The following is a 12953-nucleotide window of genomic DNA, read 5'->3' as shown; positions in this document are numbered from 1 at the left end:
AGCTTGTTCTGGTTGAGCGCGGCAATGGTGCCGAGCACGCTGCCAAGCAGCAGCGCCAGGATCAGCGCCGAGGCACCGAGCTGGACGGAAATGGGCAGGCCCTTGGCGAACAGTTCGGTGACGGTGAAGTCCGGCATGTTGTAGCTCGGACCGAAATTGCCGCGCAAGAGATTGCCGAGATAGTGGACATATTGCAGCCAGAGCGGATCGTTGAGGCCGAACTGGGCTTCAAGGTTGGCCTTGATCTCCGGGCTCAGCCCGCGCTCCTGGTTGAATGGGCCGCCTGGCGCGACGCGCATCAGGAAGAACGCCATCGTCACGATAACGAACAGCGTCGGTATGGCGGTCAAAAGCCGCCGGAATACGTATCGCAGCATCGGTGCCCCACTTGATCCGGAACACGCCCATCCGGTTGGATGATCGTGCTCCAGCCTTCAAATCTTCGCACCGGATTTTCCGAAAATCGATTCCGCGTCCCGGGCCGATGCGATGGCAAACCAGCACCGCCGCGCCTCTCAGGGCGCGGCGGATTGGCCAGGGATCAGTCCTTGCTGACGAAGCGCGACGGATGGACGTCCATCACATTGTCGACGAAGCCATGCAGCTTCGAGGACACGATGTCGTGGTAGCTGTAGTAGAGAAGCGGGATCTGGCCGACATCGTCGACGAGAATGCGCTCGGCCTCGGAGAGTTCCTTCATGCGCTCTTCGGGCTTGCCGCCGGCGGCCGCCGCCTTGTCCATGGCCGCTTCATAGGCCGGGCTGTTGTAGTTCGAGTAGTTGTTGCCGCTGGCCTTGCGCGAGATGCCGAGGAAGGTTTCCGGATCCTTGTAGTCGGCGATCCAGGCGGCACGCGCCACGTCGTAGTCGCCCTTCTGCTCGAGGAAGGAATAGTGCGTCTTGGTGTCCGTGTTGAGCAGCGTGACGTCGACGCCGAGCGGCTTCAGCTGTTCCTGGATGGCGACCGCGGTGTTCTTGTGGTTCTCCGAGGTGTTGTAGCGGATTTCCATCTTCAGCGGATGCTCGGGTGTATAGCCGAGTTTCTCGAGAATCTTCTTGGCCGCGTCCTCGCGGTCGATCTGCGGCATCTCGGCGTATTTGGCCATTGCGGGCGTGTAGCCCTCAATGCCGGGAGGCACCATCGAATAGCCGGGCAGCATCGAGTTCTGCCAGACCTTTTCGGCGATGAAATCGCGGTCGATGGCCATCGAGATGGCAGTGCGCAGCTCGGGGTTGTTCCACGGCGCCTTGTCGGTCTTGATCGCGTAGTAATAGGTGCCGAGATACGGGCCGACATGGATCTGGTCGCCGAACTTGGTCTTGAGATCGGCGAGCTGTTCGGTCGGCAGATCGTCATAGCTGTCGAGTTCGCCGGCCTCGAAACGCTTCATCGCCGAGGAGCGGTCTTCGGTCGGGATGTAGTTGACCACGTCGAACTTGACGGTAGCAGCGTCCCAGAATTTCGGATTCTTGACCAATTTCATGTGGTCGTTGGGAACCCATTCGGCCAGCGTATAGGCGCCGTTCGAAACAAGCTTGCCGGGCTTGATCCAGTCGGCGCCGAGCTTTTCGATCGAGGCCTTGCTGACCGGATAGGTCGCCTGGTGAGTCAGCATCTCCAGGAAGTACGGCGTCGGAGCCTTCAGCGTCACTTCCAGGGTGTTGGCGTCGATCGCCTTGACACCCATGTCCTCGGGCTTGCCCTTCTTGGTGTTGAAATCCTCCGCGCCCTTCACCGGGTACAGCATCGAGGCGTATTCGGCGCCGGTTGCAGGGTCCTCCAGCCGGTGGAAGGCGTAGACGAAGTCGTCCGCCGTCACCGGGCTGCCGTCCGACCACTGACCGTCCTTGCGCAGCTTGAAGGTGTAGACGGTGCCGTCATCCGATACCGTCCAGCTTTCGGCGGCGCCCGGAATGAGGTTGGCCTTCTCGTCCTGCATGACCAGTCCCTGGAACAGGTCGCGCAGCACATTGGCTTCATAGACAGTCGAGGTCTTGTGCGGGTCGACCGATTCCGATTCGGCGGCGGTGCCCCTGTTGTAGACACTCTCGGCGAAAGCCGGCGTGTAGAATGCGCCAGCGGCTACCGCCATGGTGGTGGCGAATACCGTCGCCTTCAGCATGTTTTTCAGCATGAAGTTCTCCCTGTCGGCGCAGCCGTTGGCGCGCCTTTAAGTGTTGACGCCCCGGAACCGATGCCTGGTTCCTTTGAGCGCGCCGCCGGTTCCCTCCGGCGGCTGGTGGCAGGAGACTAGACAGGAGGTAAGCTCTTTTCAACCGAGTACTGATTGACCCTAAGTCAATCCTCAGAATCGAAGAAGCAACGGCTAAATTAGAGCGGCATTTTCAATTGCACACATCCCCAGGTTGTGCCTGGAGTTTTCGCTTTCTGCATGCGAAATTTGGCATGCTGACAGCATGGTTCAGAACCTCATTTCCAGGGTCCGAAGGCGTGCATTCCGAACAGACAATTCGGGAACTTCGGCGGTCGAGTTCGCTCTGCTGTCGCCGCTTTTTATCCTCCTTCTACTCGGAATGGTTGCGTACGGCATTTATTTTGGCGCTGCCAACTCGATCCAGCAGATCGCGGCGGATGCCGCGCGGACGGCCATCGCCGGGTTGAACCAGACCGAGCGGCAGACGCTGGTGGCCAGCTACCTTACCAACAATGCCGGTGGCTACCCGTTCGTGGACGCCAGCAAACTGACCTACCAGGCCAATGACAGCGTGGCCGATGGCAGCCAGTTCGTGGTGTCGATCTCGTACGATGCGCGCAACCTGCCGATCTGGAATCTGTTCCCGGGCATAGCCATGCCGGGGACCACGATCACGCGCCAGTCGACGATCAGGGTCGGAGGTATCTGAATGTTGCTGCGCGCGCGCACCAAGATCGGCCGGATCGCCCAGCGTCTGCTGGTCGACAAGAAGGCGAACTTCGCCGTCATGACCGCCCTGAGCGCGCCGGTCGCGCTGGCGTTGGCGGCGGTGGCCATCGATGAAGCCTCCATCTACACCGAGCGCCGGCAAGCCCAGGCGATGGTCGACCTGGCGGCGATTACCGCCGCCTCGAACATCAACAATGTCAACACAGCGGTCGTCACCACGCTTACCGACAACGGCATGCCGGGTGTCGTCGTTCAAGCCTCGGGCCAGACCATTGCCCCGGCTGTCGGGAAGACGGTGGTAACGGTGACGCAAGGCCGATACGCCTCGTCGACCACCAATGTCACCCAGCGCTTCCAGGCGGGCGTAACACCGTACAATGCGGTGCGTGTCACGCTGACGAAAATCCCTGCCCGCTATTTCGCGAGCTCGCTCATCCCCACACCGGTCATCGGCACCCAAGCCACGGCCAGCATGACGCCGCAGGCGACTTTCTCGGTCGGATCGAGACTGCTCAGCGTCAATGGCGGCATCCTCAACGCTTTGCTGAGCGGACTTCTCGGCGGCAACATCTCGCTCAGCGTCATGGACTATAATGGACTGATCTCGGCCGATGTCAGCGTGCTTTCCTTCGTCAGTGCGCTCGCCACACAGCTGAACATCACGGCCGGCACCTATTCGGACGTGCTGGCCTCGAAGGCGACAGTCGGCCAGATCGCCACTGCCATGGCCAATGTTCCTGGACTCGGCAATACGGCCAAGGTCGCCCTGCAAACCATCGCCTCCAAGTCGACCAGCACGGTCAAGATCCCGCTCAGCAGTCTTGTCGACCTCGGTTCCGTCGGCAGCCTGGGGCTCGGGCAACAGCCGTCCGGCCTCGGCGTCGACGCAAGCGCCATGGGCATGCTGACCGCCGCCGCCGTGCTCGCGAACGGCACCAACCAGGCCGCGATCAATCTCGGCGCCACGGTCCCGGGGCTGCTCAACACCCAGCTCAGCATCGCCATTGGGGAGCCGGCGCAATCCTCGCCCTGGCTGGCGATCGATGGCATCGGCACCACCGTGCGGACAGCCCAAACGCGCATCAAACTGACGGCCTCCGTCGGTGTCGGCACGCCAGGTCTCGGCGGCGGCATCAGCCTGCTGGCCGTCAATCTGCCGCTCAATGTGGAAGTCGCCTACGCCGAGGCCAAGCTGACGGACATCTCCTGCCCGACGGGTCCCTCCAGCATCAGCGTTTCCATCGCCGCGCACCCCGGCATTGCCCAGTTGAACCTGGCCAACAGCAACAATCCCTCCGGCTTCGCAGATTTCAGCCAGCCGCAGACCTTCACCGACGCCGACATCGCCGATGTGAGTCTGCATCTGCTGCTGATCAACATTCCCTTGATCCAGGTGATGGGCTCCGCCGCGACCGCGGTCACCAACAACAGCCCGCAAACCTTGACTTTCAACGCGACCGACATCGCCAACAAGACGGTGAAGACCGTTTCGACGCGCAACATCTCGCAGTCGCTCACCACGTCGCTGGTCAACAACCTGTCGCTTTCGGCCAATGTGCTTGGTCTCGGTATCGATCTCACCGCCCTGCTCGGAACGGTCAAGCCGGCGGTGGTGACGCTGCTCAACAACGTAACGGCGCCCGTCGACGACTTGCTCTACAATGTGCTGTCGGCCCTGGGTGTCGGCGTCGGCCAGGCCGACGTGCGTGTCACTGGAGCGACCTGCGGACGCGCCGTGCTGGTTCAGTAGGGCATTCTACGCCAAGCGAGTGCTTGCCCGTAAGACGGCAGAAGCGCCGGTCAATCGAGCCGGCCAAGGAAGCAACCGAGAGCCGGCAGCGAGAGCGCCTCTTCCTCGACAACAGCGCCGCCATCCATGACCGGCGCGACAGCTCCGATAGGCAACGGCCAATTCGCCGGCTCCCCAGCGAAATTGAAGACACAGAGCAGCCTCTGCCCGCCGCCTTCGCGGATGAAGGCGAGCACATCACCCTCGGCGTCGAGAAAGCGGATCGAACCGCTGACCAGCGCCGGATGGCGCCTGCGCAAGGCGAGCGTCGTGCGGTAGGCGGACAGAACCGATTGGTCGCTGCCGTTCTGCACATCGACGGCGCGGGCGCGATGGCTGGCCGGGACCGGCAGCCAAGGCTTGCCCGTCGAGAAACCCGCATTGTCGGCGCCGGCCTCCCAGACCATCGGCGTGCGGCAGCCATCCCTGCCCTTCACACCGGGCCAGAAGCGGATACCGACGGGGTCGCGCAGATCCTCATAGGCAAGCTCCGCCTCCTCCAGGCCGAGTTCCTCGCCCTGATAGAGGCAGATCGAACCGCGCAGGCAGGCAAGCAGCATGATCGAGAATCTCGCCACCGCGTCGGCATCGCCATCCGGCCCTGTCCAGCGGCTGACATGGCGCACCACGTCATGATTGGAAAACGCCCAGCAGACCCAGCCGTTGGCGACCGCATGCTCAAAGGCCTCGACGCAGCCGCGCACATGCGCCGCCGAAAACTGCGCGCCGAGCAAATCGAAAGTGTAGCACATCTGGAGCTTGTCGCCGCCGGAGGTGTAGGCGGCCAGCGTCTGCAGCGAGCGACCCTCATCACCAATTTCACCGACGGCGGCGCGGTCTGGATATTCGTCGAGCAGCGCGCGGAAACGCCTGAGGAAGGCCAGGTTTTCCGGCTGTGTCTTGTCGAACAGATGCTCCTGGTAGAGGTAGGTGTTGGTCTCGCCATTGGTGCCGGCGACGCTCGAGGCCAAAGGCGGATTGCTGCGCAGCCAGCGGTCGTGGACATAGTAGTTGACCGTGTCGAGCCGGAAACCGTCGACACCACGCTCCAGCCAGAAGCGCACCGTGTCGAGCAGCGCATCCTGGACGTCCGGATTGTGGAAATTCAGGTCGGGCTGCGAGGCGAGGAAATTGTGCATGTAATATTGCCGTCGGGTCGAATCCCACTCCCAGGCCGGCCCACCGAAGACGGACAGCCAATTGTTGGGCGCGTTGCCGTCGGGCTTGGTAGCGGCCCAGACGTACCAGTCAGCCTTGGGATTGTCGCGGCTGGCACGGCTTTCGATGAACCATTCATGCTTGTCGGATGAGTGCGACAAGACCTGGTCGATGACGACCCTCAGTCCGAGCCGGTGCGCTTCGGCGACCAGAGCGTCGAAATCCTCCAGCGAACCGAACATCGGATCGACGTCGCGATAGTCCGAGACGTCATAGCCCATATCGGCCATCGGCGACTTGAAGAAGGGCGACAGCCAGACGGCATCGACGCCAAGCGAGGCGATATGGGCAAGCCGCGTGGTGATACCCCTGAGATCGCCGCTGCCGTCGCCGGTCGTGTCCTGGAAGGAGCGCGGATAGACCTGGTAGATGACGCAGCCGCGCCACCATTCGGCCCCCTGCGCGGTGTTGTCGTCAGCCATCATGAACCTTTCCTGGCACGGGTCTTCGTCGCCGCCCTGCGCTCGATCGCGAAATTGACACTGCGACCGGGCAACGGCCGTGTAAGGTCGAGCGCCTGCGTTTCGACCGCCGGCTGCCATGCGAAGCCCTCTCGGGCCGGCAAGGTGAAGACGCATTGGCGGCGGTCGCCATTGACCATGACGGCAAGGCGATTGCCCTCCATATCGCCGAGCAGCATGACGAGACGATGTCGCCCGGGATCGTTCCAGTCGGCCTCGGCGAGCGGCATCCCGGTCTCGGTCAGCCAGGCGACATCGGGGATGGCTGCTCCCTCCGCCACCTGACCGGTCAGAAAATTCGTATCGGCCAGGATCGGCAAAGCACGCCGCAGCGCCGATAGCGCCACCACGTAATCCTCCAGCAGCTGGTCGCGACCGGCCCAGTCTAGCCAGGTGATGGCATTGTCCTGCGCGTAGGCGTTGTTGTTGCCCTGCTGCGTGCGGCCGAACTCGTCTCCGGCGGTCAACATGATGGTGCCGCGCGAGGCAAACAGCGTAGCGAGCAGCGCACACCGATCGCCGAAGCGGGCATCGGCGATCGCCGCATCGCCCGTCTCGCCTTCGGCGCCATTGTTCCAGGACAGATTGTCGTTGTGGCCGTCGCGGTTTTGCTCGCCATTGGCCGCATTGTGCTTGCGCTCATAGGCGACGATGTCGGCCAGCGTCATGCCGTCATGGGCGGCGATAAAATTGACCGTCCGGCTGGCTGGCTGGCCGACCTTGCCAAAAATATCGGACGAGCCGGCAAGCCGCGTCGCCAATGCTCCCACAGCGCCGGCATCGCCGCGCCAGAAGCGCCTGGCATCGTCGCGATAGCGATCGTTCCATTCGAGGAAACGCGGCGGGAAGTTGCCGAGCTGATAGCCCTCAGGACCGATATCCCAGGGTTCGGCGACCAAGACGCGATCTGCAAGGACGGGATCGCCGGCGATCGCCGCGAGCAAGGGCGCCGCGGGATCAAACCTGCCGTCAACGCGGCCCAGCACCGGCGCCAGATCGAAGCGGAAGCCGTCGACGCCGGCGTGGCGGACGAAGTGGCGGAGCGTGTCGAGCACCATCTCGTGCACCACCGGATGATCGCAGGCAACGGTGTTGCCGGTGCCGGTGTCGTTGACCAGCCTGCCATCCGGCTGGTGCCGGTAGTAGGCCTGATTGTCGAGCCCGCGCAACGACAGCGTCGGCCCCAGCCGGTCGCTCTCGCCGGTGTGGTTGAAGACGAGATCGAGGATGGTGCCAATGCCGGCCTGACGCAGTGCGGCGACCGTGTCGCGCAATTCCGCCAGGCCGCCGGGCGCAAGACGCGGGTCGAGCGCCATGAAGGTGACGGGATTGTAGCCCCAGGCGTTGCTCAGGCCCAGCGGCGGCAGATGCCGCTCGTCGATCGACGCCGTCACCGGCATCAGTTCGACGGCGGAGACGCCGAGGCGCTTCAGATGCGCGATGATGGCAGGGTGGGCAAGCGCCGCGATGGTGCCGCGCTGCGCTTCGGGCACATCCGGATGCAGCTTGCTGAAGGCGCGGATATTCAGCTCGTAGACCAGGCCGCCCGGACGGAACAGCGGCGGCAGCACAGGGACAGTGGGCAAGGCTTTCGCCACAGTCTTGGGCATCAGCGGCGCGGTATCGGCACCCTCATTGCGCCGCGCTGCGAGCCGCCAGTGATAGGCATAGGGGCGGTCGATCTCGATGGCGTAGGGATCGGCAAGCAGCTTGTCCGGATCGAACCACAGGCCACGTTCAGGCGCATAGTCGCCGTCGGCACGAATGCCATACCTTGTGCCCGCCGCAAGGCCGGAGACGAAGAGCGCATACACCCCCTCGCCTTCCGGCTTCAGCTCCGCCCGATCGATTTCCCGATTGTCTTGCTCGTCGAAGATAGAGACCCAGAGTCGACGGGCCGACGAAGACCAGGCTGCAAAGCGGATGCCTTCGGAGGTGATGGTGGCGCCGAGTTGGTTCATGCCAGCGCCTCCCCTTCTCCCCTTGTGGGAGAAGGTGGATCGGCGCGCAGCGCCGAGACGGATGAGGGGTGTTGGAAGAAATGAGGCGTCCGTGATCCGGACGTCGGTTTGCGCCAAGCTGGAGCACCCCTCATCCGACCGAGCTTCGCTCGGCCACCTTCTCCCACAAGGGGAGAAGGGAAAGCCCTCACCACCACCCTCAAGTAATCACGCTCGGTTTGTTGCGGCCGGTGTGGCTCTTGATGCCGGCAATATCGTCAGCGGCGGCGATAAGATCAGCGAGCGCCTCTTGCGTGTCGAGATCGTGCCTCGCCTTGTCCGGCTCGTAGCGCTCGATATAGACGCGCAGCGTCGCGCCCGACGTGCCGGTGCCGGAGAGCCGGAAGACGACGCGCGAGCCGCCTTCGAACAGGATCCTGATGCCCTGGTGCTCGCTGGTCGAACCGTCGACCGGGTCGTGATAGGCGAAGTCGTCGGCCTTGGCGATCTTCAGGCCGCGCACGCTGGTGCCGGGCAGCGAGCCGAGCTTGGCCCTGAGTTCGTCGACCACCGCGTTGGCGCGGTCGCTCTCGACCTCTTCATAGTCGTGGCGCGAATAATAATTGCGCCCATAGGCCGCCCAGTGCTCGGTGACGACCTGCTTGCAGCTTTCGCCGCGTGCCGCGAGGATGTTGAGCCACAACAGCACCGCCCAAAGCCCGTCCTTCTCGCGGACATGGTTGGAGCCGGTGCCGGCGCTCTCCTCGCCGCAGATCGTCGCCATACCGGCGTCGAGCAGATTGCCGAAGAACTTCCAGCCGGTCGGCGTCTCGTAGATGCCGATGCCAAGCTTTTCGGCGACGCGGTCGGCGGCGCCACTGGTCGGCATTGAGCGGGCGATGCCCTTCAGCCCATCCTTATAGCCGGGCGCCAGGCGGGCATTGGCGGCAAGCATCGCCACCGAATCCGACGGGGTGACGAAGATGCCCTTGCCGATGATCAGATTGCGGTCGCCATCGCCGTCGGAAGCCGCACCAAAATCCGGCGCATCCGGTCCCATCATCTCGTCGTAGAGATGCTTGGCGTGGACCAGGTTCGGATCCGGGTGGTGGCCGCCGAAATCCGGCAGCGGCTTGAAGTTGCGGCAGGTGCCGTTCGGCGCGCCCAGCCGGTTTTCGAGGATCTCCTTGGCGTAGGGACCGGTCACCGCGTGCATGGCGTCGAAGCGCATGCGGAAGCCTGACTTGAACAGTTTGCGCAGCGCGTCGAAATCGAACAGGCTTTCCATCAGCTCGGCATAGTCGGCGACCGGATCGATGACCTCGACCGTCATGCCGGCGGCCTTGACCGTGCCGATCGTGTCGATGTCGATCGGCTCGATGTCAGATGTCTTGAAGCTCGAAATCGCCTTGGTCTTGGCGAAGATCGCGTCAGTCAGTTTTTCCGGCGCCGGGCCGCCATTGCCGGCATTGTACTTGATGCCGAAATCCTCATGCGGGCCGCCGGGATTGTGGCTGGCCGACAGGATGATGCCGCCGAAGGTCTTGTATTTGCGGATGACATGCGAGGCGGCCGGCGTCGACAATATGCCGCCCTGCCCGACCATGACCTTGCCGAAGCCGTTGGCGGCCGCCATGGCGATCGCCTTCTGGATGACCTCGCGGTTGTAGAAGCGGCCGTCGCCACCGATCACCAGCGTCTTGCCCTGGAAGCCCTCGAGCGCGTCGAAGATCGACTGGATGAAGTTCTCGGCATAGTGCTCCTGCTGGAACACGGGCACCTTCTTGCGCAGGCCCGACGTGCCGGGCTTCTGGTCGGCATAGGGTTTGGTGGGGACAGTCCGTATCATGCTTCAGGCAACCCTTTTCGAAAGCAGCAGGCGATAGAGTTCGACGTATTTTTCCGCGCTTCGGTCCCACGACACGTCGGACTTCATGCCCTGGCACTGGATGGTCTCGAAGGCCGCGGGATTGGCATAGGCGTCGGCAAGGCGGCGGATGGCGTGCAGCATCGCGCCGCCATTGTTGGGAGCGAACTGGAACCCTGTCGCCACGCCGGCCGCCATCGCCGCCTCGTTGGCGTCGATGATGGTGTCGGCGAGGCCGCCAGTGCGGGCGACCACCGGCACGCAGCCATAGCGCAGGCCGTAAAGCTGCGTCAGTCCGCAGGGTTCGAAGCGTGACGGGATGATGATGGCGTCGCAGCCGCCCTGCATTGTGTGCGACAGCCCTTCGTCATAGCCGATGACCACGCCGATACGGCCACGGTGGCGCGCGGCAGCGGCAAGCAGCGCACCTTCAAGGCCCGCATCACCCGAGCCCAGTATGGCCAGCCGCGCGCCTGTCGCGACGACGCCGTCGATCACCGTCGCCAATATGTCCATGCCTTTCTGCCAGGTCAGCCGGCTGATAACACAGACAATCGGGCTGTCGTCGCGATCGAGGCCGAAGCGTTCCTCCACGGCGGCCCTGTTCGGCGCCCGCGCCTTGAGCGTCGCGGCCGTATAGTTCGACACCAGATGCTTGTCCGTCTCCGGATCCCAGATGGCGGTGTCGATACCGTTGACGATGCCATAGAGATCGCTGGAGCGCATGTTGATCAGGCCGTCCAGGCCCATGCCGAATTCCGGCGAGCGTATTTCCTGCGCATAGGTGGGGCTGACCGTGGTGATCGCCCAGGCGGCCTGCAGGCCGGCCTTGAGGAAGCCGACGCCGCCATAATATTCGACGCCGTCAAGCGCCATCGCCACCGCCGGCAGGCCAAGCTCGCCAAAGATGCCGGCGCCGAACTGGCCCTGGAAGGCGAGATTGTGGACGGTCATCATCGATGGGACGCCGACCGCCTTGCCGTAGCGCATATAGGCCAGCGTCATCGCCGACTGCCAGTCATGGGCGTGGACGATGTCAGGTTGATAGCCCGATATGGCACCACCGGCGATATCGCCACCAACCTGGCTCAGCGCCGCGAAGCGCCGCCAATTGTCCGGCCAGTCCGCGCCAGACGCATTGCCGTAGGGGCCGCCCGGGCGGTCGAACAGATGCGGCGCGTCGAGCACGAAGAGATCGAGCCCGGCAAGCTGGACGGCATGGACGGAAGCCTTGCCACCCTGCAGCAGCCGATATTGATAAACGGCCTTCTTTTTCTTGAAGGCGTCCATCACCACGGGAAAGCCCGGAATGAGCGTGCGCATGGTCACGCCCTTGGCAGCAAGCGCGATGGGCAGCGCGCCGGTTACGTCGGCAAGCCCGCCGGTTTTGATCAGCGGAAAGATCTCGGGCGTGACCGACAGAACCTGCATGCGTCTATCCCGATCCTGTTTTGAGCAATTCCCGCGGAAAAACCGTTCTCACACTTTTCCTGGAATAGCTCTAGAGCCCGAGTTTGTTGATCATGTCCTGTGTGATCAGGCAGATGCCTTTCTCCGAAACGCGGAAGCGCTTGGCGTCGAGCGCGGGATCCTCGCCGACCACCAGGCCCTCCGGTATCCTTACACCGTGGTCAATGACGACGCGCTTCAACTTTGCGTTCCGGCCGACATGAACGTCCGGCAGCATGACGACTTCTTCCAGCGTCGAATAGGAATTGATGCGGGCGCCGGTGAAGATCAGGCTCTTCTTCAGCGAAGCGCCGGAGACGATGCAGTCGCCCGAGACCAGGGAAGAAACGGCCGAGCCGCGCCGGCCATCCTCATCATGGACGAACTTTGCCGGCGGCTTCAACTCGGCATAGGTCCAGATCGGCCAGTCGCGGTCGTAGAGGTCGAGCTCGGGCGTAATATCAGTCAGGTCGATATTGGCTTCCCAATAGGCGTCGACCGTTCCGACATCGCGCCAGTAGGCCTCATTCTCGGCGGTCGAGCGCACGCAGGACTTGGTGAAGCGGTGCGCGATCGCCTTACCGTGCTGGACGATATAGGGGATGATGTCCTTGCCGAAGTCGCGGCTGGAGCCGGGCTCGGCGGCGTCGCGGCGCAACTGCTCCATCAGGAACTTGGTCTTGAAGACGTAGATACCCATCGAGGCCAAGGCGAAGTCCGGGTTGCCCGGAATGCCAGGCGGATCGGCGGGCTTTTCGACGAAGGCGATGATGTTGTCCTTGGCATCGACATGCATGACGCCGAAGCCTGTCGCTTCCATGCGGGGCACTTCGAGACAGCCGACCGTGACATCGGCGCCGGCATCGACATGCTGGCGCAACATCAGCTCATAGTCCATCTTGTAGATGTGGTCGCCGGCGAGGATGACCATGTATTCCGGGCCATAGGCCTCGATGATGTCGATGTTCTGGTAGACGGCGTCGGCCGTGCCTTCATACCATTGCGTTTCCGAGACGCGCTGGCTGGCCGGCAGGATGTCGAAACTCTCGTTTCGTTCCGGCCGCAGGAAGTTCCAGCCGCGCTGCAGATGGCGGATCAGCGAATGCGCCTTGTACTGGGTGGCGACGCCAAGGCGGCGGATGCCGGAGTTGAGAGCGTTGGAGAGCGCGAAATCGATGATGCGCGTCTTGCCGCCGAAATAGACCGCCGGCTTGGCGCGACGGTCCGTCAGTTCCTTGAGGCGGCTGCCACGGCCGCCGGCCAGTACATAGGCCATGGCATCGCGCGCCAGCGGCTGGGTCCGTTTCAAGTCTGCCATTTCTACCCTCCCAAGTTACTCAAGTCT

The 12953-nt window shown here is 63.3% G+C and carries 9 protein-coding genes; 2 read left to right on the top strand and 7 right to left on the bottom strand.

The window, feature by feature from the left end; all coding sequences use genetic code 11:
• Together AC04SF_RS04330 and AC04SF_RS04325 are read right to left on the bottom strand one after the other, a co-directional pair.
• A partial coding sequence (locus AC04SF_RS04330; protein WP_488476647.1) for an ABC transporter permease family protein occupies window positions 1-377 on the bottom strand: 377 nt, incomplete at its 3' end.
• Between the two features lie 164 nt (window positions 378-541).
• Window positions 542-2134 carry a peptide ABC transporter substrate-binding protein gene (locus AC04SF_RS04325; RefSeq protein ID WP_488476646.1) on the bottom strand — a complete coding sequence of 531 codons (1593 nt, stop codon included), beginning with the start codon at window positions 2132-2134 and terminating at the stop codon, window positions 542-544.
• 283 nt (window positions 2135-2417) lie between these two features.
• Between AC04SF_RS04325 and AC04SF_RS04320 the strand changes: the two genes are divergently transcribed.
• Both AC04SF_RS04320 and AC04SF_RS04315 read left to right on the top strand, forming a co-directional pair.
• A complete protein-coding gene (locus AC04SF_RS04320; protein WP_096456137.1) occupies window positions 2418-2864 on the top strand; it encodes a TadE/TadG family type IV pilus assembly protein in 447 nt (148 codons plus the stop codon).
• Window positions 2865-4634, top strand: coding sequence for a hypothetical protein (locus AC04SF_RS04315; RefSeq protein ID WP_488476645.1), 1770 nt, complete (start codon window positions 2865-2867; stop codon window positions 4632-4634).
• Between the two features lie 50 nt (window positions 4635-4684).
• Here AC04SF_RS04315 and bglA read toward each other — a convergent pair whose 3' ends face one another.
• The 5 genes from bglA to glgC form a co-directional block, all read right to left on the bottom strand.
• Window positions 4685-6316 carry a beta-galactosidase BglA gene (gene bglA, locus AC04SF_RS04310; RefSeq protein ID WP_488476644.1) on the bottom strand — a complete coding sequence of 544 codons (1632 nt, stop codon included), beginning with the start codon at window positions 6314-6316 and terminating at the stop codon, window positions 4685-4687.
• Window positions 6313-8313: a glycogen debranching protein GlgX gene (gene glgX / locus AC04SF_RS04305; protein WP_488476643.1), complete on the bottom strand. Its 2001-nt coding sequence runs from the start codon at window positions 8311-8313 to the stop codon at window positions 6313-6315. The genes bglA and glgX overlap by 4 nt, the downstream gene beginning before the upstream one ends.
• 199 nt (window positions 8314-8512) lie before the next feature.
• The gene (locus AC04SF_RS04300) at window positions 8513-10141 is read right to left on the bottom strand and encodes an alpha-D-glucose phosphate-specific phosphoglucomutase (RefSeq protein ID WP_488476642.1); all 1629 of its coding nucleotides are present in this window, start codon (window positions 10139-10141) and stop codon (window positions 8513-8515) included.
• Between the two features lie 3 nt (window positions 10142-10144).
• Complete coding sequence (gene glgA / locus AC04SF_RS04295) at window positions 10145-11590, bottom strand: glycogen synthase GlgA (RefSeq protein ID WP_488476641.1); 1446 nt, start codon at window positions 11588-11590, stop codon at window positions 10145-10147.
• Between the two features lie 70 nt (window positions 11591-11660).
• The gene (glgC, locus tag AC04SF_RS04290; RefSeq protein WP_096456126.1) at window positions 11661-12926 is read right to left on the bottom strand and encodes a glucose-1-phosphate adenylyltransferase; all 1266 of its coding nucleotides are present in this window, start codon (window positions 12924-12926) and stop codon (window positions 11661-11663) included.
• Between the last annotated feature and the right edge of the window lie 27 nt (window positions 12927-12953).

The organism is Mesorhizobium sp. CNPSo 4671 (genome assembly GCF_057784245.1).
Note: the sequence above shows the minus strand (reverse complement) of the source record. Positions and strands in the feature narration are given on the sequence as shown.